Source organism: Shewanella sp. GD03713 (assembly GCF_029843705.1).
Taxonomy (GTDB): domain Bacteria; phylum Pseudomonadota; class Gammaproteobacteria; order Enterobacterales; family Shewanellaceae; genus Shewanella.
Genome location: NZ_JAOCIW010000001.1, coordinates 3,033,384 through 3,058,930, shown reverse-complemented (window position 1 = coordinate 3,058,930; position 25,547 = coordinate 3,033,384). Strand labels below are relative to the sequence as shown.

The window sequence follows — 25,547 nt, the reverse complement described above, 5'->3', positions numbered from 1 at the left end:
TATGACCTTAGAGCGTGAAGCGCATATCGAACTCCCCGTGCTACCACTGAGAGATGTGGTGGTCTATCCCCATATGGTAATTCCGTTGTTCGTTGGCCGAGAAAAATCGATTCGTTGTCTCGAAACGGCAATGGCCCAGGATAAGCAAATTATTTTAGTCGCTCAGCGTGACGCTGAGTTAGACGAGCCGACCAAAGACGATATCTTTGAAGTCGGTACAGTGGCGTCTATTCTGCAACTGCTTAAACTGCCTGACGGTACGGTAAAAGTACTGGTCGAAGGTGGTCGCCGCGCCCGTATTACCCGTTATACCCAAGAAGCGGATTTCTTTGTGGCTAAGGCGGAGTATCTAGAATCTGAGCCTTTAGAAGATAAAGAAGAGGAAGTCTTGGTTCGCAGCGCGATTGGCCAATTTGAAGGCTATATCAAGCTCAACAAGAAGATCCCGCCTGAAGTCTTAACCTCGCTTTCTGGCATTGATGAAGCGGCGCGCCTTGCCGATACCATGGCGGCCCACATGCCACTCAAGCTTGAGGACAAACAGTCTGTGCTGGAGATGACTAACGTCGGTGAGCGTCTGGAATATTTAATGGCGATGATGGAGTCGGAAATTGACTTGCTACAGGTCGAGAAACGTATCCGTACCCGCGTTAAAAAACAGATGGAAAAGAGCCAGCGTGAGTATTATCTGAACGAACAGATGAAAGCCATCCAAAAAGAATTGGGTGACTTAGACGAAGGCCACGACGAGTTTGAAGTCTTAAATCGTAAGATTGAAGAAGCCAACATGCCAAGCGATGCCAAAGAGAAAGCCGTCGCCGAGCTGAATAAATTACGCATGATGTCACCTATGTCTGCCGAAGCGACAGTGGTTCGCAGCTACGTGGATTGGATGACCTCAGTACCTTGGAGCCAACGCTCTAAAATCAAACGCGATTTAGCCAAAGCCCAAGAAGTGCTGGATACCGATCACTATGGTCTAGAAAAGGTCAAAGACCGAATTCTGGAATACTTGGCAGTGCAGAGCCGTGTGCGTCAACTTAAAGGGCCTATCCTGTGCTTAGTAGGCCCACCAGGGGTAGGTAAAACCTCATTAGGTCAATCGATTGCAAAAGCAACCGGTCGTAAGTATGTGCGTGTTGCTTTAGGCGGCGTGCGTGATGAAGCGGAAATCCGTGGTCATCGCCGTACTTACATTGGCTCAATGCCGGGTAAAGTGATTCAGAAAATGGCGAAAGTGGGCGTGAAAAACCCCTTATTCCTGCTCGATGAAATCGACAAAATGAGCTCGGATATGCGTGGCGACCCAGCGTCAGCTCTGTTAGAGGTGCTTGACCCTGAGCAAAACGCGACCTTTAACGACCATTACCTTGAAGTCGACTACGACTTATCCGATGTGATGTTCGTGGCGACTTCGAACTCGATGAATATTCCAGGCCCGCTTCTGGACCGTATGGAAGTCATTCGCCTGTCGGGTTACACCGAAGATGAGAAGCTCAATATTGCTAAGCAGCATTTACTGACCAAACAAATCGAGCGTAACGGTCTTAAAGCGAACGAAATTCATATCGAAGACAGTGCGATAGTCGGCATTATCCGCTACTACACCCGTGAAGCTGGTGTGCGTGCACTAGAGCGTGAATTGTCGAAGATCTGCCGCAAGGTCGTGAAGATGATCCTGTTGGATAAATCCATCAAGTCAGTCACAGTGACCGCGGACAATCTCAAGTCTTTCCTCGGTGTGCAGCGTTTTGACTATGGTAAGGCGGAGTCGAACAATCAAATCGGTCAAGTCACAGGTTTGGCGTGGACCGAAGTGGGTGGCGATCTGCTCACCATTGAAGCGACATCAGTGCCCGGCAAAGGTAAGTTGACCTATACAGGCTCACTTGGCGATGTGATGCAAGAGTCGATTCAAGCGGCAATGACGGTCGTACGTGCCCGTGCGGAACAATTAGGTATCAACGGCGACTTTTATGAGAAGCGTGATATCCATGTTCACGTGCCAGAAGGGGCGACGCCAAAAGATGGTCCATCTGCGGGCGCGGCAATGTGTACTGCATTAGTGTCTAGCTTAACGGGTAATCCTGTGCGCGCCGATGTGGCGATGACGGGTGAAATTACCTTACGCGGAGAAGTGTTACCTATCGGCGGTTTAAAAGAAAAACTGCTCGCAGCACACCGTGGTGGCATTAAATTGGTACTTATTCCAAAAGAAAACGAGCGTGATCTGGAAGAAATTCCTGCCAATGTGATTGCCGATTTGGAAATTCGTCCCGTGCGTTGGGTCGACGAAGTGTTAAAACTGGCGCTGGAAAGACCGGTTGAAGGCTTCGAAGTGGTTAAAAACTTGGCATAACGCAAGAAAATGCGCTATCACGCTAAAAAAAATGAAAAAAGGGGCTTAACAAAGCGCAGACCTGTGGTAGCCTAGGTCTGTGGAGAGTCGGTTGCTCCAAGCCCTTGGCGCAACTGGCTTTGAGCTGTATCCAGTTTTATTTCTTTGGTTTTCGAACTCAGCTTGAACTTTGAATTCAAGCTTGTTATAAAAGCCTCCGCAGACCGCTCTAGAGACGGATTTGGTTGCGGCGCAAAAAAATTACATTCAAGGGGATGACATGAACAAATCTGAACTAATCGAGAAAATCGCTTCTGGTGCTGACATTTCTAAAGCCGCTGCTGGCCGTGCACTGGATTCTTTTATCGCTGCTGTGACCGAAGGTCTGAAAGAAGGCGATAAAATTTCTCTTGTTGGTTTTGGTACTTTTGAAGTGCGTGAACGTGCTGAGCGTACTGGTCGCAACCCACAAACGGGTCAAGAAATCAAAATCGCAGCAGCAAAAATTCCAGCATTCAAAGCTGGTAAAGCTCTGAAAGACGCTGTCAATTAATTTTTGATATCGTAGCCTTTGTAAGGCGTTCGTAATGATAAGCACTGTTTAAACAGTGCTTTTTACGAATTGAAAGTAATGGATTTTGAAGCACAATTTCTACCATTACTCGGGGTTTTAGTACTTACCAGTGGTAGCGTCTGAATAATCCCCATAAATTACAGAAAGGCGCATCTCAAATTGATGCGCCTTTTTATTTTGTTAATCGCAACGAGCGAGAAATCTGATGTTAGAAAAGATCCGCGACGGTTCGCAAGGCGTGATTGCTAAAGGCATTCTCGTACTTGTGATTTTATCTTTTGCATTTGCAGGCGTAAGTAGCTATCTAGGCTCAAAATCGGACGTCCCTGCCGCAGAAGTCAACGGTGACAAAATCACTAAAGCCGAGTTAGAGCAGGCCTATCAGAGCGAACGCGCTCGTATGGAGCAACAACTGGGTGAAATGTTTGCTGCGTTATCTGCCGACGAAAGATACCTAGAAAGCATCAAGCAGAGCGTACTCGAACGTTTAGTGGCCGATAAATTGATTGACCAAGCTGCCGCTGCTATGGGGCTACGTGTGTCTGACGAACAAATTATCACGGCGATTAAATCAGAACCCGCTTTCCAAACCGATGGCAAATTCGATAACGACCGTTATCAAGCGATTTTGCGTCAGTTAGGCTATCAGCCACAAACCTTCAGAAGCATGATGCGTGTCGATATGACTCGTCGTCAGTTAACTGCGGCGTTAGTGGGCACTGAATTCGTATTACCCGGTGAAGCTAAGCAATTAGCTGAGCTGCAAGGTCAAACTCGCGACATTCGCTACTTAGTAGTGGATTCTGCGCCATTCCTTGCTAATGCCTCTGTGACAGACGAACAAGTTAAAAACTACTACGACACTAACCAAGGCCAGTTTATGAGCCCTGAGAAGGTGAGCTTAGAGTACGTTGAGTTAAACGCGGCTGATTTTGCCAAAGACAGCAAAGTGACCGATGAAGAAGCTCAGGCTTATTACGATGAACACAAGACGCAATATGTGTCTAACGAGAAACGTTTAGCGGCGCACATTCTGATTGGCCCTGGCAGCGATGAAGCGGCGGCGAAAGCCAAGGCTGAAGATTTAGCTAAGCAGCTAGATAACGGTGCTGATTTTGCTGAGTTAGCCAAAGCCAATTCTGAAGATACCTTAAGTGCAGAGCAGGGCGGTAAATTAGACTGGTTTGAACCCGGAGTAATGGACCCAAGCTTTGATACCGCACTGTTTGCACTGCAAAAAGGTCAGCATTCAACAGTCGTGAAAACGGATTTTGGTTTCCACATCATCAAATTGTTAGACGTTCAGCCTGGTACAACAGTGCCATTTGCCGATGTCAAAACGAAGATTGTGGCTCAGTTGCAAGAGAAAAAAGCGGTCGATCAATTCTATAGCTTACAGAGCAAACTGGCTGATACCAGCTACGAAGTGCCTGATACTTTAGCCGAAACTGCGAAAGTGGTTGGCGTTGAGATTAAGACTACGCCAATGTTCTCACGCGATGATGTGCCAGCGGCATTGAACAAGCCTGACGTAGTTAAAGCCGCATTCTCTGACACTGTTTTACGCCAAGGCCTCAACAGTGAAGTCATTGAACTTGAGCCAAACCATGTTGTGGTTATCCGTATGAAGGAACATCACGATGCGGGCACTATGCCATTAGCCGAAGTGAAGGCCGACATCGCTGAGCGTTTGAAGCAAGATCAAGCGAACGAAGCGGCACGTGCTAAAGCGCAAGAGCTGATGACCCAAGTTAAAGCGGGTGCGACGGATGTGACTCTAACGGCTAAGACTAAACTGGGCCGTGGCGCACAAGATGTAGATGCAGCCATTGTGGGCAAAGCCTTCCAAATGCCGACGCCGAGTGCTGCACCTGTGGTTGACACTGTTGGTTTAGCCAATGGCTACGCTGTGATTGCACTGGATAAAGTGAACGCGGCAGAGTCAGTTAGCGATGAGTTAGTCAATGCGCTGAAACAACGCTTAAATGCACAATACAGCGAAGCGGATTACCGCGGTCTGATTGAGTCACTGAAAGCGAATGCGAAAGTTCATTATCCTGTAGAAGGTTAATGGCAATAAGGGATAACTGAGCTTATCCCTTATTTTTGCGAAGCAAAAACTGCTTTCGCGATGCAAATAGAAAAAGGCCAAGTGTTTACTTGGCCTTTTTGTTTGTCTTGAACCCGCGTTATCAAACGATAAGTGCGCTATTTCTGCCGCTTAATCATCCACGCCAATCATCACGCTGCTGGCTTTAATGAGTGCGTAAGCCGAATCACCTACCTTCAAGTTTAAACGCTCACAGGATGCTTTAGTGACGACAGAGGTTAACACTACGCCCGGTGCCAGTTCGATAGTGACTTCGTTGTTTACAGAGCCAATTTCGATAGCGGTAATAGTGCCACTCAGGGTATTACGTGCACTGATTTTCATTCTTTGTCCTTAGTTTGTGTTGAATGGTCATGCTAGTTTAGCCTATCGTACGGCATTTGAGGCAAATAAAAACGCCACCCGAGGGTGGCGCTTTATCGTGATTATTCAATCTATTCGATTACAGCTCGATCACATCGAACTCAACGTATGGATTCACATCTGCATCGTAGTCGATACCTTCGATGCCAAAGCCGAACAGTTTGATAAACTCGGCTTTATATTCTTGATAATCGGTCAGCTCTGACAGATTTTCAGTGGTCACTTGTGGCCACAGATCACGGCAATGCTGCTGGATATCTTCGCGCAGTTCCCAATCGTCTAAACGCAGACGGTTGTCGCTGTCGGTTTCTGGTTTTGCACCATCGGCACGGAACAGACGCTCACTGAACATGCGATAGATTTGCTCCATACAGCCTTCGTGCAGACCTTCTTGGCGCATCTTCTTAAATACCATTGCAATATACAGTGGCATCACAGGGATGGCAGAGCTGGCTTGAGTCACAACGCTCTTCAGCACGGCAACGTTAGCGCTACCACCTTTGGCCGCGAGTTTATCATTTAGGGCTTTAGCCGCGCGGTCTAAGTCCATTTTGGCTTGACCTAATGCGCCGTGCCAGTAGATTGGCCAGGTTAACTCAGTACCGATATAGCTGTAGGCTACGGTTTTGCAGTTATCGCTTAATACACCTGCCTCGGCAAGTGCGTTAATCCACAGTTCCCAATCTTGACCACCCATCACAGTGACAGTATCGACAATTTCTTGCTCAGTCGCAGGCTCAACGGTGGCTTCGATAATGCAGTCTTTGTTGGTATCAACGGCAGTCGCTGTATACACTTCACCGATTGGTTTGAGTGCAGAACGCACTAGCTCACCTGAGTCAGGCAGTTTGCGTACGGGTGATGCTAATGAATAGACCACCATGTCCACTTGACCTAAATCTTGCTTGATAAGCTCGATAACTTTTTGCTTAGCTTCATGGCTGAAAGCATCGCAGTTGATGCTCTTAGAGTACAAACCTTCAGCTTTGGCAAACTTGTCGAAAGCGGCAGAGTTGTACCAGCCTGCAGTACCAGGTTTGGCTTCAGTACCCGGCTTTTCGAAGAACACACCAATGGTTGCAGCATCGCTACCGAAGGCGGCGGCAATGCGTGAAGACAGGCCATAGCCACTTGATGAACCAACAACAAGCACTTTCTTTGGACCGTTGGCGATTTTGCCTTTGGCTTTGGTTAAAGCAATTTGCTCTTGAACGTTAGCTTCACAACCAACGGGATGAGTTGTGGTACAAATGAATCCACGAATTTTGGGTTTGATAATCATGTTTAAGCTTCTTCTATCAAAATGACCAATAGGATAAATACTTCGGCGGCTAAATGGCATCTATTTTTAGCCAATTCGCCTGAATATTTAAGTGGTTGGAGCAGTTTAACGCTTATGAACAAACAGGCTCTGCTCCTGAATCAGCCTTTGGGTATATTCGTGCTGAGGCGAATTAAATATCTGTTCTGTTGGGGCTTTCTCAACCATCACGCCTTTGTGTAACACCATAATTTTATCGCTGACATGGCGAATAATATTCAGGTTATGGGACACGAAGATATAGGACAATCCTAAGTCCTTCTGCAGTTTAAGCAGCAGGTTAAGGATCTGTGAGCGTACCGAGAGATCCAAGGCGGTTAAGGCTTCATCGGCAATGATGATTTTTGGATTGAGCATCAGTGCCCGAGCCACCGCAACCCGTTGTTTTTGACCCTCGGAAATCATATGGGGATAAAAATCCGCATGCTCGGGTAATAAACCGACCTTCCTTAAGGTATCAATCACTTGGCCATTACGCTCCTTGGCGGATAGCTCAGTGTTAAAGCGCAGCGGTTCATCCAGTAATTGGCCAATGGTGAGCCTTGGGTTGAGTGAGGTATTGGGATCTTGGAAAATCATCCGAATAAGGCGACAGCGCTGCTTAATATTGCGGCTGTCGAGGGCCTCGCCCTCAAAGTAAATTTCACCGCCACTGCGGGGTTCTGCGCCTACCAAAATACGCGCTAAAGTACTCTTACCTGAACCCGCTTCACCCACGATAGCTAAGGTTTCGCCGCGGTTTAATTCAAATGAAACCGGTGCTAAGGCATCGTTATATTGGCGAGTAAAGCCTTTATAGCCGGTATCGTACCTCTTAAAGAGATCGTTAACTTTAAGCAGTGGGGTCGTCATTTGTCGTTTCACCGTGGTAAGGGAAATGGCAGGCAAAGTAGCGGTCGCGTAAATGACTCAAACTTGGCTGATTAACGCATTTCTTTTGTGCCTCAGGGCATCTTGGCCCTAGGCGACAACCAATGGGCAGATGCTGCAGGGCGGGGGCCGAGCCTGGTAGGGTCGGCATAATGGCCTTGTGCGCCTCTATCCCCGAGTAATCCGGCATATTATCCAAGAGTGCCTTAGTGTAAGGATGATAGGGCTGATTGATCAGTTCTTCCGTTGGGCCTGATTCCATCACTTGACCGCAATAGAGCACGGATAGGTGATCGCACCATTGTGCTAGCGTTTCAAGCTCGTGGCTGATGATTAAAATCGACACGTTTTGTAGCTGGTTAAGCTGTGAGAGTAGGCGGAAAATCTGTGCCTGAGTGCTCAGCTCCATCGAGTTTGTCGGTTCGTCGGCGATCAATAATCGCGGTTGGTTGGCAATTGCCATCGCGATCATCACTTTTTGGCATTCGCCTTCCGAAAGCTCCCAAGCATAGCTGGACATGACTTTTTGTGGATTCTTAATCCCGACCTTATGCAGCCATTTTTGCGCTGTCTGTTTGGCATGTTTGTGCTTTTGCCAAAAGTAAGCCTTAGGATTCTTAGGCATAGCCTGCATCAGTTGACTACCCACGGTTTGCGAAGGGTCAAGGCTGCCAGACGGGTCTTGGAAGATCATCGCCATATCTGAACCCATCAGATTACGGCGCTCCTTCGAGGTCATGGCCATCAGATTATTACCATCCCACATCATGCGGTCGGCGGTAATGGTCCAATTGGGGCCTGGGATCCCAAGAATGGCTCTGGCGAGCAGACTACGGCCCGAGCCTGATTCTCCTACGAGACCGTGGATTTCCCCCGCGTTCAGGGTCAAACTCACTTTCTCAAGGGCGCGGACTCTGCCGTGGGGCGTGTCGAGCTCAATGGTCAGGTTTCTAACGTCGAGTAATGGCATAGGTTAGTTTCTGATGGGCGCAAGCGCCGATCTCAAGCCATCGCCCACCAAGTTAATGGCGAGCACACTAAAAAGAATCGCCAGCCCTGGAATGGTTACAGTCCAAGGTGCGGTCAACAAATTATCCATACCTTGGGCGACCATTGCACCCCATTCAGGACTAGGAGCTTGGGCGCCAAGGCTTAAAAAGCCAAGGGCGGCAATATCTAAAATCGCGGCAGAAATGGCTAACGTGGTTTGAATAATCACTACTTCCCAGACGTTTGGCATGATCACATACCAAAAAATCTGCAGCGAATTAGCACCGTCTAAACGGGCGGCAGTCACATATTCTTTTTGTAGCTCTTCATGTACCGATTGATGAATGGAGCGAACGAACTGTGGCGTTAAGGCAATGCCCACAGCCCAGAAGACGTTTTCAAGCCCTGGCCCCATCACGGCAACCACTAAAATCGCCATTAATAGTGAAGGGATAGACAGCAATGCATCGAGCAAGTGCCCCAAAATACTGGACTTTAAGCCGCGCATCATGCCGGAGAGCGAGCCTATGATGAACCCCATAAACAATGCGGTGCCGACAATCATCAGCGCCATGCCGAAGGTTAAATGTGCTCCATGCAGCAAACGGCTAAAGATATCACGACCCAGATCGTCTGTGCCCAAAAAGTGCGCCACAGTGCCGGAAGGGTCCCAAGAGGGCGGTAACAGTAATGCCCGTGGATCCTGCGCCTCAGGGGAGAAGGGGGCAATCATAGGTCCAAACAGGGTGAGCAGCAGCAGAAAAGCAATGGTCCACAGACCTGCTAAGGCAAAGGGGTTTGCCGAAAAATTCTGCCAGACCCGCATCATCGGCGAGGCGATTTGATCTTCCTGATAAATTTTAATTGGAGGCATAAAGATCTTTTCTGCTCAAGGGATTGAAGACGGTATGCAGCACTTCAATCAAAATACTTAAAAAGATGATCAACAAGGCTACGGCTAAAATCCCGCCCTGGATAACCGTATAATCCCGCTGATAAATACCCGACACCAACCAAGAACCCACACCCGGCCAAGAGAAAATCATTTCAACAACAATCGCATAGCTCGCAAATGCTCCGAGCATTAACCCCAAGTGCTTTAATACTGGGATCAGTGCGTTGGGTAAGGCGTGGCGCAAAATAATGGTATTGGTGTGCATGCCTCTGGCTTCGGCGGCGCGGATAAAGGTTTGGTTCATCACATTCATCATTGCCGAGCGAGTGCTGCGTACGACCACGGTAAAAGGTAGCACTGCGAGTGTGGTGGCGGGCAGGACGATATGCAATAAGGCATCTTTAAAGGCCGATATGCGATATTCCGAATCGGACAGTAAAATGTCGACCAACATAAATCCCGTAACGGGTTTTATCTCATATAAAAGATTGAGTTGCCCTGAAATTGGCAGCCAGCCTAGGTCGACACCAAACCAGAGTGACAAATACAAACCTAACCAGAATACAGGAACAGAATAGCCCGTTAGGGTAATCGCCATAATGGTATTTTGGGTGAGTTTATGCTGACTCTGGGAGGCCAACACGCCAAGCGGCACACCTAAACCAATGGCTATCACGGCCGCCATGACGGCGAGTTCGAAGGAGGCGGGTAGCACAGAGCTTAATTCTTCGGCCACGCTCTGGTGCGAGGTGACGGATACGCCCAAATTGCCGCTCAGTCTTTGCTGTAAATAGGCAATAAACTGCATGGCTTTGTTGCTATCTAACTTATAGTCCTGCTCAATTTGCACCTGTTGGCTCTCTGATGGCGCATGGATCCCTGTGAGGGCGAAGGTGCGTTCAACCGGAAACAACCCAGTTGCATAAAACAGCACGCCGACCATCACTAGCGAAGTGGCAAGAAACAGATTGAGGCGCCGTAACAGGTATCTGAACATCAATGTGTCTCCTGCTCAGCTTGGCTGGTTCGGGCAAATGAGATGCCGCCAAAGGGGGTTAACTGCATATCATGGATATTGTTGCGAGTGAGTGCGACTCGCTTGGCGTGGGCCAGACTCAACATTGGCACTTGCTCGGCTAAGAAGGCTTCGGCCTCTTGGTAAATTTCCTTGCGCTCGGCCTGCGTCGAGACTTCCCTCGCTCTGTCTAGAATGGCATCAAACTCTTTATTGCACCAGCGAGAGCGGTTGTTGTTTGATTGCATCGCCGAGCAACTCAGCAACGGCGTAAAGAAGTTATCGGGGTCACTGTTATCGGCGTTCCAGCCGATGAGGACTGAGTCATATTCATCCCGGCTCAATCTTTGGCTAAAGACGCTCCAGTCGTAACTGATGATATTGACCTTTACACCGATATTGGCCAAGTCAGATTGAATTAACTCGGCGGTTTTCAACGCATTAGGGTTGTACGCGCGGGCGACGGGCATGGCCCAAATATCGATGCTGAGATGTTTTATTCCCGCTTCTTTCAACAAATCGCGCGCTTTTTGCGGATTGTAATCTAACAGTTTTTTATTGCTGTCGTAGGCCCAAGACGCTGGCGGCAACACACCTATGGCTTCTATGGCGGTGTTTTGATATACGGCCCGTAAGATATTTTGCTTATCAACGGCATAGGCGAGGGCGCGGCGCACGCGTACATCATCTAAAGGGGGCTTTTGTGTGTTAAAGGCCCAAAAGGCTACGTTAAGACCGGGTTGAGACTCAATGCTCAGCTGTTCATGTTGCTTGATAACGGGCAACTCACCCGCTTTGGGCAGGGCCGATACGCTGCAATCACCGGCGATAAGTTTGGCCAGTCTGACAGTGCTTTTTGGGGTGATGTCGTACACCAGCATATCGACTTTGGCGGGCTCGCCCCAAAAGTCGGGATTGCGTCGATAGCGAATATATTCGTTTTTGGCGTAATGCACTAAGGTAAAAGGCCCTGTGCCGATGGCGAAATGATCGAGATTTTCTGGGTGCCCCAGTGCCAGTTGCTGATCGGCATATTCGCTCGAGAGGATGACGGCAAAGTCGGTGGCGAGATTTGATAAAAACGACGCATCTTTGCGCGCTAGCCGAAAGATCACCTCGTGGTCATTGATTTTTTCGACACTTTTAACTTGTTCTGAAAAGCCAATACTTTGGAAAAAGGGATAACCGGTACGTGATACGCCATGGTAAGGGTGATGTTTGTCGATAATCCGATTGAAGGAAAACAGCACATCGTCGGCGTTAAAATCGCGACTCGGGGTAAAACGGGAGGAATGTTGAAACTTAACATTTTCCCTGAGGGTAAAACGGTAACTTAAGCCATCGTCACTCTCGGCCCAACTGGTGGCCAGCGCGGGTACGAGCTGACCTGAGAGCGCGTCATAGTCCACTAAGCGGCTATAAATTTGGTGTGAGGTCGCGTCGATAGTGGTGCCTGAGGTCACTAACTGCGGATTAAAAGACTCGGGATTCCCTTCGGAACAATAGACCAAACCAGAAGGGAGTCGTTGGGGGCCACATGCAACCAACAACCCACTCATGCAGAAAACTGCAGTTGATAGGCACAGGCGTCTTATTAGCACACTCATTTATAAATCATTATTTTATCGACTATGAACGGCTATTTTAGCAGTGCATCTTGCCCGTGGGCAATCTGCTTATGCTTTATCGAGCAAATTGTACTTTTTCAGAATGCCGCGCAGCTGGTGATAGCTTAAACCAAGGATTTCAGCCGTCTTCTTTTGATTGTACTGACTGGCCGATAAGGCTTGTTGGATGAGTTCCATCTCATAACGCTCGGTTTGCTCTTTAAAGTCCAAGGGAAAACTAAATGGGTTGCTGATGGACTCTGCAATGACGTCCGTGTCGGTATCGGTTTTGGCCGATGTGACCACTGGCGCGCTCTGCGGCGCTTCAGGTGCCGTGATTTGACGCTCGCGGGTACGCACTCGCGTGGTTGGGCGATAGGGGGATGCAAAAGGGTCGAGAATAATCTGTTCAATAGGGCGGTTTTCGCCGCTGCTGCGATACACACTGCGCTCGACCACGTTTTTAAGTTCACGGATATTCCCCGGCCAGTCATGACTCATCAGCTGATCGACCGCGCTGGCACTGAAGCCACTGAAGAGTTCCAGTTTAAGTTGCCTCGCCATGCCCACGGCAAAGTATTCGGCTAAGGTCATGATATCTTCGGGGCGACAACGCAGCGGCGGCAAAGTGATCACATCGAACGCCAGACGGTCGAGCAAGTCGGCCCTAAATTCGCCGGCGTCGGCCAGTGAGGGTAAATCTTCGTTCGCGGCGCAAATCAGGCGCACATCCGCTTGAATAGTTTTACTGCCGCCGACCCGTTCAAACTCACCATATTCGATGACCCGCAGCAGTTTTTCTTGGATTAATCCCGAGGTGTTGGCTAGCTCATCGAGGAATAGGGTGCCGCCGTCGGCGCGCTCAAAACGGCCTTCGTGTTTACCTTTGGCGCCAGTAAAGGCGCCTGACTCATGGCCGAATAATTCACTCTCGAGCAAATTTTCACTCAAAGATGAACAATTTAGCTTAATAAAACTTTGATCCCAGCGTTTAGACAGATAATGTAAGCGTTCAGCAATCAGCTCTTTCCCCGTACCCCGTTCCCCAATAATGAGCACAGGTTTAGAGAGCGGCGCAATCTGCGACACATGCTCTAATACTTCGAGTAGGGCGTTCGATTGGCCGATGAGGTTGTCTTGCTGAAATTTATTATCCACGATATTTTTTAGTCTTTCGCGCTAAATTTTGGTGAAAATGATAATAAGTGGCTTGAGCCATAAAATAAAGAAAAAGTTAAAAATATGTTTATCTTTATGAATTTAAACATAAAATAAAAGTTGGCACACTTAGTGTATTACCCTAAGCGAGACCAACATCAATTTGAGGATAGCATTATGGGAATTTTCTCTCGTTTCGCCGATATCATTAACTCCAATATCAGCGCATTACTCGATAAAGCAGAAGACCCTGAAAAAATGGTTCGTCTGATTATCCAAGAGATGGAAGATACACTGGTAGAAGTTCGTTCAACATCAGCAAAAGTGTTAGCTGAAAAGAAAGAATTAATCCGTCGTATCAGCCGTGTTGAAGAACAAGTTCAAGATTGGCAAGACAAAGCAGAACTGGCACTGTCGAAGGAACGCGAAGATTTAGCCAAGGCCGCTTTAGTTGAAAAACAAAAAGCCGCGGGTTTAGTGGATACCTTAAACCAAGAGTTGGCAGTGATCGACGAGCACATTGTACGCTTAAAGGATGAAGTTAGCCTGCTGCAAGAAAAGTTGCTGGATGCTAAGGCGCGCCAAAAGACCATTATTTTGCGTAAACAAACCGCCTCATCACGTTTAGAAGTGAAGAAGCAGTTAGACTCAAGCAAAATCGACAACGCTATGCTGAAATTTGAGCAATATGAGCGCCGTGTCGAAGGGTTAGAAGCGCAGGTTGAATCCTACGATCTGGGTAATAAAAAGACATTAGCCGATGAGTTTGCCGCACTGGAAGCTGAAGATTCAGTGAATGCCGAGCTGGAAGCATTAAAGGCCAAAGTAAAAGGCAAAGCTGCGACTAAGTCAAAAGAATAACAATTCAGAGGTGAGTTATGGATATGGACATACTAATGGCACCAATTATCATCTTTATGATAGTGGTGGCGCCAATATGGTTAGTTCTTCATTATCGCAGTAAGCGACAAGTGAGCCAGGGACTCACTGAGGAAGAGTTTTCACAGCTCAATGATTTGATTGCTAAAGCCGATAAGATGGCTGCACGCATCGAAACCTTAGAGGCCATTCTGGATTCAGAATCGCCTGAATGGAGGGGCAAACATGAGAGGAACTAGTGGCCGTACTTTGTATCGCATTCCCCAGTCAGGTAAAGTCGCAGGTGTGTGTGCGGGGATAGCCGAATACTTTGCAATTGAAACATGGTTAGTGCGGGTACTTGCGGTTTCTATCTTCCTATTAGGTGGTTCGGGCGTCGTGTTTATCATCTATGTTGCGTTATGGGTGATACTCGACATCAAACCCCAAAATAGCACTGTTAGGGATGACATCGAGGTGAAGAAGAAACCTTGGCAATCGGGAGAGCCTGCTAAACAAGCGCTGAGCGATGTGAGCAGGCAATTTAGAAGCCTAGAGGTGAGACTGCAAAACCTTGAACGCCATGTAACATCTGATAACTTTGATTTAAAAAGACAAATCAATAGCTTGTAATCCCTCTAAAGGGCGGCCATGTCCGCCCTTGTTGCTTAATCTCCCGTCAATTCCAGTGTATAGTTAACCTCATTCAACATTTAGGGACATCCTTATGGGAATGCTTGACGTTTCGCTCCATAAATTAACTCAGAAGAGCCAATCCCTGCTCCATAGAACGGCTGACAGGCATTTACGACTCGCGGTAACAGGGTTATCGGGGGCGGGCAAAACCGCATTTATTACCGGATTAGTCAACCAACTACTCAATAGTGGCGCGGCTTCTCAGGTATCCCATTCCCGCCATGGGAATGCTTTACCTCTGTGGCAAGTGAGCCGTGAGCAACGTTTGCTCGGGGTGAAGCGAGCAATGCAGCCGGATCTTGAAATTGCCAGCTTCGATTATCAGGGCGCAATGTTAGCGCTTACTTCGACGCCTCCGGCTTGGCCAGCATCGACCCGCACGATTTCGGAGCTGCGCTTCGCCATCAAATACCAGCCGCAGAAGGGGCTGCTAGCCAAGTTTGCCGATACCGCAACGCTGTATTTAGATATTGTCGATTATCCCGGCGAGTGGCTATTAGATTTACCTATGCTGCGTCAAAGCTTTATCGAGTGGTGCAGCGCGCAGCAACAACGTGTCGCTGTGTTAAAAAGCTCGCCTTTGTATGCAGAGTTTCAAACTTCGTTAAGTGCGCTTAATTTAACCGAGGCGGCCGATGAGCTGCAGCTTAAACGCATTGCCGATCAGTATCAGCAACTCTTGCACGATTTAGTGCATGTGCAGGGTTATTATCAGGCACAACCCGGACGCATGTTATTACCAGGGGAATGGGAAGGCGCGCCGCTGCTGGCGTTTTTTCCGCTGTTATCGGTGACAGACAATCAATGGAACGAGCTCAAACAAAGCGATAAACACAGCGCCTTTCATGTCCTAGAAAAACGCTACCAAGAATACGTGGCCAAGGTCGTTAAACCTTTCTATAAGCAGCATTTTGCGGGGTTTGATCGCCAGTTAGTGCTGGTAGATTGCTTCAGTGCCTTAAACCGTGGCAAAACCCAGTTTGAGGATATGGGCGCCGCGTTAAATGCCATTATGGAGAGTTTCCAATACGGCCAGTCCAGTTACTTACGCCGATTGTTTGCGCCGCGGATAGACAGATTATTATTTGCCGCCAGTAAGGTTGACCATGTGACCCGGGACCAACAAAGTCATGTGTTATCCCTGCTCACCGATATGCTCAAACACAGCCAACACTTTGCCAGTTTCGATGGTTGTAAAGTCGAGACTATGGCCATTAGTGCCATTAAGGCGACGCGTCATGGCATGGTGACCACTCCGGAAGGGGATGTGGAAGTTGTGCAGGGGATTGGATTGAACGGCCAAGCCCTGACGCTTTTTCCCGGCGAAGTGCCCACTCGCTTACCCGAGCCCAACTTTTGGCGCGATCAAGGGTTTCATTTTATGGGATTTGCTCCGCCGAATAACAGCAATGTGGACCCATCTTCGGTGCATTTTGACCATATCCGTCTCGATCACCTTCTGCAGTATCTCGTGGGGGATAAATTGGAATGAGTTTAGATTCGTTACCACCTTCAAGTGAGTCAGAGACAAACGGGCTCGATAAACCAATGTCTGAAAATACACTTGGAAGCCAACCGCTCAAAAAACAACAAGTATTTGATTCTGATAAGGTCAAACTTCAGTCTGCCACTGATGAGCTTAAGAGTGCCCAAGCTTTTGCACCACAGACACCCTTAAAAGCGGTGGATGAGGTTGTCGATGATGCCTTGGCTGCCCATCCACAAGTATTGGATGTGTCATCCATTCGGCCAAAACTGCATCAATCTCGCCGTTGGTCTTGGCTGGCGCGCTTTTCCGTCTTTGGGTTATTGCTACTGGTTTTAGTGCAAACGGGATTAGGTTTGCGGGACGCTTGGTTGGCAAGCCCTTGGTTATTTAGCTTTTATGGCGCAGTACTCGGTTTAGTCGGCAGTTGGGCTATGGTCACAGCCTTGGGCGAATACCGTAAATTAAAACGCCTCAAGCAGGTTGCCGATACGCAAGAGTCGGGCGCAAGGCTTGCCCTCAGTATGCAAATGGGGGAGGCCGATGGTTTTATCAATAATATAGTGCGCCATTATCCCGATAGTCAGGGGCTACAGCGGCTGCGTCAGTCGCTCAAAGATGAACACAACGACGCTGAAAAAGTGCTGTTATTTGAGGACTTAGTGCTTACTGAGCGGGATGAACTGGCGAAAAAAATCGTCCGTCGATACGCGGCCGAGTCAGCCGTGTTGCTTGCCGCGAGTCCGCTGGCGGCATTGGATATGGCCATTATTCTTTGGCGTAACCAACGCATGCTGCGGGATGTCGCCGCCTGTTATGGGATAGAGTTAGGCTATTGGAGCAGGATTAAACTCATTCGTAGCATCATTATTAACATCATCTATGCCGGTACCAGCGAGTTAGTGACCGATTTGGGCACCCAACTGCTGTCGGTTGAGATGACGGGGAAATTATCTGCACGGCTTGCTCAAGGCTTAGGTGGTGGGCTGCTCACGGCGCGCTTAGGATATCAAGCCATGGCGTTGTGTCGACCAATTCAGTTTAGGGAGGAGCAGCGCCCCAAATTATCGAAAGTTCATCAAGAGTTGTTGATTGAGCTTAAACAGTTTGCCGGTAAGTTATTGACTAAAGACGGGCGCGATGCGCTTAAGAGCCAATTAGAGGCTGCTGAGCTTAAAACAGGCTCAACACCCAAAGAGAAATAACCTAGCCGAGTGCGCAACACCGCGACTGCACTTTAGGCTAAATGCTAATGCGCTAATGACCCTGTCATTAGCGCATTTTTTATCGCAGATTTTCTGCCCCAAACCTCTGAATGTAACAACTTAGTTACAGCGCCTCTGATGCTATTTTCATCATGGCACTGGTTTCACCCGCTCGGCGGGGTATGTTAGTGCTTATTCGATAGGGCTAATGTTTCATTAACTTAACAATAGGACTTATCAAGACCCTAAGCATGGCCTCATTAAAACGAACAATGAAACAACAAGCGAATGAGGCTCTGCGACAACAAGGAGTGAGCAATGCAAGATGAATCAAGCAAGCAGTGGAAAGCCGCAACCCAAGCCATTCATGCCGGACATGAGCGCGAAGCCTTTGGTACTTTGGTGACGCCACTTTATCAAACGGCGACCTTTGTCTTTGAGTCGGCGCAGCAAGGTGGTGAGCGATTCGCTGGCAACGAACCCGGTTACATTTATACTCGCCTAGGTAACCCGACAGTTGCCGAGCTGGAACGTAAAATGGCAATTTTGGAAGGGGCAGAAGCTGCGGCGGCAACGGCTTCTGGCATGGGGGCCGTATCGGCGGCGTTGCTGGCCAACTTGCAGATGGGCGATCATTTAGTGGCTTCCAATGCGGTATATGGTTGCACCTTTGCACTTATGACCAGCCAATTTGCCCGTTTTGGCATCGATGTCTCCTTAGTCGATTTTACCGAATTAGCGGCAATTGAGCGGGCAATCAAACCAAATACTCGAGTGATTTTTTGCGAAACTCCGGTTAATCCTCATCTACAGGTATTTGATCTAAAAGGAATCGCTGATATTGCGAAACGGCATCAACTTGTCAGCATTGTCGATAATACTTTTATGACGCCGCTACTGCAGCAACCCTTAGCATTTGGCATCGATTTAGTGGTACACAGTGCGACTAAGTATTTGAATGGGCACGGCGATGTAATTGCTGGCGTCGTGTGTGGCAGTGAAGAGCAGCTGCACAGAGTGAAATATGAAATCCTAAAAGATATCGGCGCCGTGATGTCTCCCCACGATGCTTGGCTGATTTTGCGAGGGCTGAAAACCTTAGATGTGCGTTTGCAGCGCCATTGTGACAGTGCCCAGCGTGTCGCCGAGTTTTTGGAGCAACATCCCGCAGTGACTCGGGTCTATTATCCCGGGCTTAAATCCCATTCAGGGCATCGATTTATCGGTGGACAGATGGCACGGGCTGGCGGTGTAATAGCCTTTGAATTAGCAGCAGATCTTGAGCAAGCAATGGCTTTTGTGGGTAACCTTAAGCTGTTTTCAATCGCCGTGAGTCTGGGTGATGCGGAATCCCTTATCCAGCATCCGGCTTCCATGACCCATTCGCCCTACACGCCAGAGGCGCGCCAAGCTGCGGGAATAAGCGATAATTTACTGCGGATCTCAATTGGTTTAGAGGACTGTGACGATATCATCGAGGATTTAAACCAAGCCTTGGCGATGCTGGCTTAATGGTTTTGCGGTACTCGCGAAAGGATGCCTTAACGGCGTCCTTTTGCTTTCTTTGCAAGGATAATCCATTAAGCAAATGGGCTATTTTAGTCATAGATAATATTTCTACTTAAAGAGTTTGGAAATTCATAAAAGCTTCGTCTATGTTTGATTGAGGCCACGGAAGTAGGACGAAAGGCCGAATTTCAAGCAAAGAGGAAGCATTATGAAAGTAACACATCGTTTACCTGCGATGGTGAGTGCCATTGCATTATCAGCCCTGTTAGCTTTACCTGCGGTGGCAGCCGATCCTGTTAAAGAAGCCAGCAAAGTACAAACCCAAACTAAAGCCGATGCTAAAAATATGGCAGCGGATGCCAAGCAACATTTACCTAATTCAGCACAAGTGAACATCAATACCGCTTCATCTGAGCAGTTACAACTGCTTAAGGGGATTGGTGCAGCTAAGGCGCAGGCCATCATAGACTATCGAACGCAAAATGGTAAATTTAAGGCCATTGATGAGTTGGCCAATGTCTCTGGCATTGGCGCTAAGCTGATTGAGCAAAATCGTCACATGATAGAGCTCTAGGGGGAAGGGGCGCTTAGTTTGTTGCTGGTTAAGTCTTTATATGAAAAGCCTGCATTAGCAGGCTTTTATCATTTTATAGGGCTAGTTTGCCTATAGATTGTCCAGTTAAACTGGATATTTACCAAACGGACGGATTAGCACTTGATCCAATAGGAGCCATAGGGGATAATCCGCGTCGTTCAGTGCTCATCCCTTTGGTGATACACTCGAAGTTATGGTGACCCTAGGGTCCCCCCGCAATGATAACTTGTGAACTCGGCCAGGCCCGGAAGGGAGCAACCGCAGCAAGCGACTCGTGTGCCGGGGTGTCGGCTCTAGGGGAACCTCCCAATCTCCCCATCCTATTCCAATATTCTTTATCTTTAACTCAGCAACTAGCCAACTTAGCATTTAGCAACACTACTGAATTTACTCGTAAAAGCTTGTTGCAAATCGATGTAGCTATGCCAATTTCGTATGACTTAGCTGTCGGCTTCTTCCTGCTGCATTCTTTTTTGTAGATTCTGTTTAAGAAAAGCGCGTGATTTCTCTAATGCGGCTTGGATTTCTCGTTTAAGCTCTTGCAACTCGTTGTAATCTTCGAAGAAATAGGTGTCAACTAGGTGACGAATATAGCGCACGGGCAGTTGATTGAGTGTCACACAGCAAAGATCGGCTAAATAATCCTCCGGTAATTCATCCATCAGGCCTTCATCGGATAACATTTCCATTAAGAGAACTTCGTAATAGTTACGGATTTCGAGTTGCATCGCTGTGCTCCATGATGATTTTTATTGAGTTTGCTACCACAAATGGTTGGCTGCAATAAAAAGTTGGCTATGTCTTTGGCTTAATTGTAGTTCGTCTCGGCTGTAGCCGCCGCCAATTACCGCCGCAACAGGAATATTTGATGCTTTTGCCATAGATAACACGGTTAAATCACGTTGATACAATCCCTGCTTGCTGATTTTTAGGTGCCCTAAGTCATCATCTTGATGAATATCGACGCCAGCGTCATACAGGATTAAATCCGGTTGATGGAGTCGAATCAGCAACTCAAGAGTCTGTTCGACGGTTTCCTGATAAGCGCTGTCATCTGAACCTTTCGTCAGTTCAATATCATAGTGTGACTGCTGTTTACGACTGGGAAAATTCTCTTTGCAGTGGATGGAGCAACTGATAATGCCCTGATGCCTGTGGCTGAGGGTGGCTGTGCCATCACCTTGATGCACGTCACAGTCAAAAATTAGCACCTTATGTAACTGCTGCTCGGTCATTAGTTTACGGGCGGCGATAATCAAGTCGTTGAAAATACAGTAGCCGCTGCCAAAGTCATAGTGTGCATGGTGATAACCGCCCGTTAAGTGAAGGGCAATACCCGTTTGCAAGGCTAAATGTGCGGTCAAACTCGTCCCCGATACCGAGTGCAAAGTGCGCTCGACTAAGGCTTCACTCCATGGAAAGCCGATGCGTCTTAAGGCCGTACTGGCTAAGCTGCCTTGGATAAATTGTTCGACATAATCTTGCTGATGCACCTGCATTACATCTTCTGCCGTCATCGGCGAGGGAGTATGGAATTGAGCCGGTACAGCCAGTTGATTATCGAGCAGATATTGATAAAGGCGTGCGTATTTGGTCGTGGGAAAGCGGTGGTGGGAGGGTAACGCCAGCTTGGAGTAGCTGGCGTGATAAACCAATGGGATCATCTTGATTAGAGTTGTGAAATAGCCCAGCTCATAAACTCTTTACGTGTTTTCTCATCGGCTTGTAACCACCAGTATTGCAACATCTGTTGTGGATTCGCGCCAGCCGCTTTAGAAGTATCAACCGGAGCGGTTAATGAGGTGGCGTTCACAGCTGCCTGGGCAGAAGTGGGGGCTGGTGTGGCAACAACCGCCGCTGTGCCTGCTGCGCCCGTTGCAGCGGCGGCAGTACCTGGCACATCTACCGCTTGGTTACCGCTAAAGAGACGGGAGACAAAGCTCTCTTCTTCAATGTCGGTGTTTGTCACTTTGTAATTCACCTGACCTTTGTCAGAGCGGGTTAATACGACCTGAGGATTTTGAGCGAAGGTTTTAGGCTTTTTAATGACCTTGCCCTCAGCGGCTTGCAAATAATATTGATGATCGCCGTCCACTTCTAAGGTCACGATAAAAGGGGAAGACTTAACGAAGGTCTGGCTGTCACTGAAATCGTCTTCAACCATCTCATGGTAACGGATCGCGATTTTGTGAGTGCCGGGCGCCAACTCTAAGCTGCTTTTATGGTTGAATACGCTGGACTCGACTTTTTTGCCATCGAGGGCAAGGTATTCGAAGGACATAGGGATATTCAGATCTGCGGCAAAGGCTGAGGCAGAGCCGAGTAGCACTAGCAGGCTGCTGATTGGCAAAAGTGATTTCATTGTTGCTCCTTAACGATTATGACTCTGATGCGGACGTTCGAATGCTTGAATGCGATCTTCGATATAACTGATGGCTTGCCTGCATTTACCCAAACGACGATGCATCAAAAGGATGTCATTTTGCAAACGGATTTTGTCAGCACTATGACAGTTTTCAAGTTTTGATTCCATTTCTGCAATTTTTTGTTCAAATTTCTTAGCCCAATTCAGATGCTTATTCAATTCGGCATAGATTTCGTGGCTATTTTGTAACACATTGCTGGCAATCCAAGCAAACCCACTGGCTTGGTGCGATTGGGTCTGTTGTTGGGCAAAACGCGCACGTTTACTGGCACGTTGTTGATTTTTAGACTTTATATCGATTGAGGTCGTCAGTAGCGCCCGTTTAACCGCGGTAAAACGGTCTTGAATACGTTCACAGCTTAAGGCGATGGTTTGCGGCGCGAGTTTTAGAGCGATTTGCTTTTCTAACTGACCGATACTATTACGAATTTGTTCAATGCAAGGCATGAGTTGGGCGCCATTTTGAATAAACAGCGACTGATTAAAGCGCTCAATATCCTGCAGAAGTTTACGCTGGCTCGGCGCAAGATGACTGTCGTGTTGCAGTACCTCTTGCTCAAGTGTTGTGAGCTGATTTTTCAACGTGCTGATTAGCTGCGAAGTGTTCAAAACCATGCGCTCCACGCCAGATTAGCGGCAATTGACAGGACAATTAATATAAACAAAGGCCGAATAAAAGGCATACCAAATTTTATCGCGCAGCGGGCGCCGATAAAGGAGCCGAGCATCATAGATAACCCCATCCACAGACCGATTTGCCAATGGACTTGCCCTAGAAAGCCAAAGATTGCCAGCGCCGTTAAGTTACTGGTAAAAGTCATGGCTCTGGCAAGCGCGCAGCTATGCAACAGTGGTAGTTTGTATAAAGCGCCTGAACTCACAGTCCAAAAGGCACCAATGCCAGGGCCGGCAAAACCATCATAACCACCCAGCAATAGCCCTTGCAGACTTTGTTTGAGTTTAGATTGAGCTTTTGTTGGTGCCTGACAATCGGTATCCGAGATGGCATTTGGGCTCAGCAAGCTGTATATCGCGATGCCAATAATGAGCAGTGGTAAGGCTTTTTCAAGCCACAGGGCATTTAACAAGTACACCAACACACTGCCGAGCACCGCGCCAATAAAGGTGGCGATAAACGCCATATACCAAAAACTGGGTTTGAGCAGATGTTGGCGATAATAGGTCCAAGCCGCCATGGAGGAGCCAAAACTGGCGGCAAATTTATTGGTACCTAAGGCAGTGTGGGGCGGGATCCCGAGGGTGAGCAGGGCAGGAATGGAGAGCAGGCCTCCACCACCGACTACGGCATCGATAAAACCTGCAATTAAGCCAATGACAGCCAACAGGGCCCAGTTACTGGGCTCGAGTAACAACTCCAAATCTTAATCCTACTCAATGACTCGTCTAAAGGGGGGTAGTGCGTCTAGCAAGGATTTGCCGTAACGTTTGGTCACTAATCGTCTATCAAGGATAGTGACTCGGCCATAATCCTGCTCTTTACGCAGTAATCTACCACAACTTTGGATAAGCTTTCGCGATGCATCTGGAATGGTGAGTTGCAGAAACGGATTTCCGCCCTTTATTTTCACATACTCGGCATGGGCTTGCTCAACGGGCGATGTCGGCACCGCAAAGGGCAGCTTAGTGACGATGAGGTTGGTGAGGTAATCTCCGGGTAAGTCTAGACCTTCAGAAAAACTGCCCGTGCCGAACAAAATACTCGGCTCACCTTTGTCACACTTGGCTTTGTGGGTCTCAAGCAATTGCTGGCGCGGGGCATTTCCTTGAATAAGGATTTCCTGCGTGAGTTTGCCCTCAAGCAATTCAGCGACTTTCTCCATTTGCCAGTAAGATGCAAACAACACTAAGGTGGCCATTTCGCCGTCAATCAGCTCCAAAATGTGCTCGGCAAGCTCAGCGGTATAGGCATCGTCCGTCGGCTCGGTTTTCATCTTAGGTAAGTAGAGCGTGGCGTTATTCGGATAATCGAAAGGGGATTGCAGGGCGAGATAACGACTGCCGTCCTTTACCGATAATCCCACTTGATGGGCGAAATGGTCGAAGTTATTCAGCGCGCGCAGGGTTGCGCTGCACAGCACGACGCCAGCCGCCTTTTGCCACAGCATAGATTCGAGCATAAAACCGACTTCAATCGGCGAGGCGCTAAACAAGTAATCGACCTGTTTGCCTGTGAGCAATTCAATCCAGCGGGCGAGGGGCGCGCCTTTAGTCGAATCTTCCTTTGCCATCATTTTCCAGAGCTTTTGCAGGTTTTCGAGTCGCTGCAACATAAAGCCCATTTCGGCCTGTAGCGCTTCCGCTTGGTGCTTAGGAATGTCGCCATCTTTGATCGTCTCAGCCAGCAATAATTGCATCTTGTTAAATTGCTTGAGGGCGAGATTGGAGGTGGCCGCGAGATTCTCGGCGGGGATTTTCAGTGCATCGGGCAATTTGCCGTGTTCGAACCGATAGCGGCTCTCAGGATTAGCAAACTGCTTGGTCTGGGTATCACAGAAATGGGCGACTTGATTGAGCTGAGCGATTAAGTCTCCGATATGATCCTGCATCGCCTGCGCAGGGGCGATGATATTGTTGCTCTTTATTTGATTTTGTAACTTGGCGCTGGTCTTACCGACTTTTTCTAGCCAGTCGGCGGCGCCTCTAAGCGTTGCCTGCGCGCTAGAAAAGTCCCGGGCGACGATAGGTAAGTGGTGAGCTTCGTCAATGACATAAAATACGTCTTCGGGATCGGGCAAAATCACCCCGCCCCCCAGCTCCAAGTCGGCGAACAGCAAACTGTGGTTGGCGATCAGTACATCCCAGGTGTCCACATCCTCGCGGGCTTTGTGAAACGGGCAATTACGATGACTGGCGAGTTGCCGATGACAACTGTGTTTATCGCAGGCGATTTGTTGCCAGAGATGGTCCGGTATCGGTGTCGATAACGTATCGATTTCACCGTTCCAACGGCCTTCATTAAAGTCGCTGAGCAGCTCCTGCAACATTGCAACTTGGCTGTTATCAGGCTTTGTTTGCCACATGGCCATTTGGGTACTGTTATCATCGCCGATCAGCATGGCAAGTTTGGACAAACAGACATAACGCTGGCGCCCTTTTACCAGACCAAAGCGAAAGTTTAGCCCTGATTGTTCGAGAAAAAACGGTAAGTCTTTGTGCAGCAACTGCTCCTGAAGCGCCACGGTTGCGGTAGCGATACAGACCTTTTTCTTACTCGCAAGTGCAAGCGGAATCGTGCCCAAAATATAAGACAATGATTTACCAATCCCCGTACCCGCTTCGACCACTATGATGCGTCTATCTTTGTCATAGTCGCCAGCAAGAGTCTTAGAGATTTCTGCCACCATAAAATTTTGCTCGCGGCGTGGCCTAAAATTAGGCAAAGCGGCGGCAATATCTTTATAGATAGCGCGGATCTGGTTTTTTACGTTGTCAGGTAACATGCGGCACTACTTTATCGAATTAATGCTGTACATAATAACAGTGATTGCATAGCCTAAGAAACTTTTCTGCC

The 25,547-nt window shown here is 48.2% G+C and carries 24 protein-coding genes and 1 other RNA gene; 11 read left to right on the top strand and 14 right to left on the bottom strand.

The features are described from left to right. The first annotated feature begins 1 nt into the window (after position 1). From lon to ppiD, 3 genes are all read left to right on the top strand, one after another. Positions 2-2,359 carry an endopeptidase La gene (gene lon / locus N5E87_RS13560; RefSeq protein WP_086902562.1) on the top strand — a complete coding sequence of 786 codons (2,358 nt, stop codon included), beginning with the start codon at positions 2-4 and terminating at the stop codon, positions 2,357-2,359. A 259-nt stretch (positions 2,360-2,618) separates the two neighbouring features. Continuing rightward, positions 2,619-2,891, top strand: a complete 273-nt coding sequence (gene hupB, locus N5E87_RS13555) for a nucleoid-associated protein HU-beta (protein WP_011717547.1) — start codon at positions 2,619-2,621, stop codon at positions 2,889-2,891. Between the two features lie 226 nt (positions 2,892-3,117). Then, a complete protein-coding gene (gene ppiD, locus N5E87_RS13550; protein ID WP_086902563.1) occupies positions 3,118-4,983 on the top strand; it encodes a peptidylprolyl isomerase in 1,866 nt (621 codons plus the stop codon). A gap of 150 nt (positions 4,984-5,133) precedes the next feature. Here ppiD and N5E87_RS13545 read toward each other — a convergent pair whose 3' ends face one another. From N5E87_RS13545 to pspF, 8 genes are all read right to left on the bottom strand, one after another. After that, positions 5,134-5,346 carry a molybdopterin-binding protein gene (locus N5E87_RS13545; RefSeq protein WP_037417205.1) on the bottom strand — a complete coding sequence of 71 codons (213 nt, stop codon included), beginning with the start codon at positions 5,344-5,346 and terminating at the stop codon, positions 5,134-5,136. Positions 5,347-5,464: 118 nt separating this feature from the next. Continuing rightward, a complete protein-coding gene (fabV, locus tag N5E87_RS13540) occupies positions 5,465-6,667 on the bottom strand; it encodes an enoyl-ACP reductase FabV (RefSeq protein WP_086902564.1) in 1,203 nt (400 codons plus the stop codon). Positions 6,668-6,772: 105 nt separating this feature from the next. Then, entirely contained in the window at positions 6,773-7,558 is a 786-nt protein-coding gene (locus N5E87_RS13535; protein WP_011623242.1) for an ATP-binding cassette domain-containing protein, read from the bottom strand. Next, positions 7,539-8,546: an oligopeptide/dipeptide ABC transporter ATP-binding protein gene (locus N5E87_RS13530; protein ID WP_011623241.1), complete on the bottom strand. Its 1,008-nt coding sequence runs from the start codon at positions 8,544-8,546 to the stop codon at positions 7,539-7,541. The genes N5E87_RS13535 and N5E87_RS13530 overlap by 20 nt, the downstream gene beginning before the upstream one ends. 3 nt (positions 8,547-8,549) lie before the next feature. Continuing rightward, positions 8,550-9,440 (bottom strand): ABC transporter permease subunit, encoded by an 891-nt coding sequence (locus tag N5E87_RS13525; RefSeq protein WP_011623240.1) that lies wholly within the window; start codon positions 9,438-9,440, stop codon positions 8,550-8,552. Then, positions 9,427-10,458, bottom strand: coding sequence for an ABC transporter permease (locus N5E87_RS13520; protein WP_086902565.1), 1,032 nt, complete (start codon positions 10,456-10,458; stop codon positions 9,427-9,429). Before N5E87_RS13520 ends, N5E87_RS13525 begins: the two co-directional genes overlap by 14 nt. Beyond that, positions 10,458-12,083, bottom strand: a complete 1,626-nt coding sequence (gene sapA, locus N5E87_RS13515) for an ABC transporter substrate-binding protein SapA (protein ID WP_086902566.1) — start codon at positions 12,081-12,083, stop codon at positions 10,458-10,460. Before sapA ends, N5E87_RS13520 begins: the two co-directional genes overlap by 1 nt. A 69-nt stretch (positions 12,084-12,152) precedes the next feature. Continuing rightward, positions 12,153-13,241 carry a phage shock protein operon transcriptional activator gene (gene pspF, locus N5E87_RS13510; RefSeq protein WP_086902567.1) on the bottom strand — a complete coding sequence of 363 codons (1,089 nt, stop codon included), beginning with the start codon at positions 13,239-13,241 and terminating at the stop codon, positions 12,153-12,155. A gap of 177 nt (positions 13,242-13,418) precedes the next feature. Here pspF and pspA point away from each other — a divergent pair, with 177 nt between their 5' ends. The 8 genes from pspA (at position 13,419) to ffs (ending at position 19,890) form a co-directional block, all read left to right on the top strand. Continuing rightward, the gene (pspA, locus tag N5E87_RS13505) at positions 13,419-14,102 is read left to right on the top strand and encodes a phage shock protein PspA (RefSeq protein WP_086902568.1); all 684 of its coding nucleotides are present in this window, start codon (positions 13,419-13,421) and stop codon (positions 14,100-14,102) included. A 17-nt stretch (positions 14,103-14,119) separates the two neighbouring features. Next, on the top strand, positions 14,120-14,359 hold the full coding sequence (gene pspB, locus N5E87_RS13500) for an envelope stress response membrane protein PspB (protein WP_011071929.1): 240 nt from the start codon (positions 14,120-14,122) through the stop codon (positions 14,357-14,359). Then, complete coding sequence (pspC, locus tag N5E87_RS13495; protein ID WP_011623234.1) at positions 14,346-14,732, top strand: envelope stress response membrane protein PspC; 387 nt, start codon at positions 14,346-14,348, stop codon at positions 14,730-14,732. The genes pspB and pspC overlap by 14 nt, the downstream gene beginning before the upstream one ends. A gap of 94 nt (positions 14,733-14,826) precedes the next feature. Beyond that, entirely contained in the window at positions 14,827-16,287 is a 1,461-nt protein-coding gene (locus tag N5E87_RS13490) for a YcjX family protein (protein ID WP_086902569.1), read from the top strand. Further along, positions 16,284-17,486 (top strand): TIGR01620 family protein, encoded by a 1,203-nt coding sequence (locus N5E87_RS13485; RefSeq protein WP_086902570.1) that lies wholly within the window; start codon positions 16,284-16,286, stop codon positions 17,484-17,486. Before N5E87_RS13490 ends, N5E87_RS13485 begins: the two co-directional genes overlap by 4 nt. Positions 17,487-17,804: 318 nt before the next feature. After that, positions 17,805-18,998, top strand: a complete 1,194-nt coding sequence (gene megL / locus N5E87_RS13480) for a methionine gamma-lyase (RefSeq protein ID WP_086902571.1) — start codon at positions 17,805-17,807, stop codon at positions 18,996-18,998. 205 nt (positions 18,999-19,203) lie between these two features. Continuing rightward, a complete protein-coding gene (locus N5E87_RS13475) occupies positions 19,204-19,569 on the top strand; it encodes a ComEA family DNA-binding protein (protein ID WP_086902572.1) in 366 nt (121 codons plus the stop codon). 223 nt (positions 19,570-19,792) lie between these two features. After that, an RNA gene (gene ffs / locus N5E87_RS13470) (signal recognition particle sRNA small type) lies at positions 19,793-19,890 on the top strand. Between the two features lie 140 nt (positions 19,891-20,030). On the opposite strand, the gene N5E87_RS13465 is transcribed toward ffs, so the two are convergent. From N5E87_RS13465 to dinG, 6 genes are read right to left on the bottom strand one after another with little or no spacing between them, the layout of a single operon-like run. Beyond that, complete coding sequence (locus tag N5E87_RS13465; protein ID WP_011623229.1) at positions 20,031-20,318, bottom strand: late competence development ComFB family protein; 288 nt, start codon at positions 20,316-20,318, stop codon at positions 20,031-20,033. 33 nt (positions 20,319-20,351) lie between these two features. Further along, positions 20,352-21,254 carry a histone deacetylase gene (locus N5E87_RS13460; protein ID WP_086902573.1) on the bottom strand — a complete coding sequence of 301 codons (903 nt, stop codon included), beginning with the start codon at positions 21,252-21,254 and terminating at the stop codon, positions 20,352-20,354. Between the two features lie 5 nt (positions 21,255-21,259). Next, on the bottom strand, positions 21,260-21,952 hold the full coding sequence (locus N5E87_RS13455) for a DUF2057 domain-containing protein (protein WP_086902574.1): 693 nt from the start codon (positions 21,950-21,952) through the stop codon (positions 21,260-21,262). A 9-nt stretch (positions 21,953-21,961) separates the two neighbouring features. Further along, positions 21,962-22,630 (bottom strand): primosomal replication protein, encoded by a 669-nt coding sequence (locus N5E87_RS13450; protein WP_176370290.1) that lies wholly within the window; start codon positions 22,628-22,630, stop codon positions 21,962-21,964. After that, entirely contained in the window at positions 22,621-23,394 is a 774-nt protein-coding gene (locus N5E87_RS13445; protein WP_086902575.1) for a TSUP family transporter, read from the bottom strand. Before N5E87_RS13445 ends, N5E87_RS13450 begins: the two co-directional genes overlap by 10 nt. Before the next feature lie 9 nt (positions 23,395-23,403). After that, entirely contained in the window at positions 23,404-25,476 is a 2,073-nt protein-coding gene (gene dinG / locus N5E87_RS13440; protein ID WP_086902576.1) for an ATP-dependent DNA helicase DinG, read from the bottom strand. Positions 25,477-25,547 lie beyond the last annotated feature (71 nt).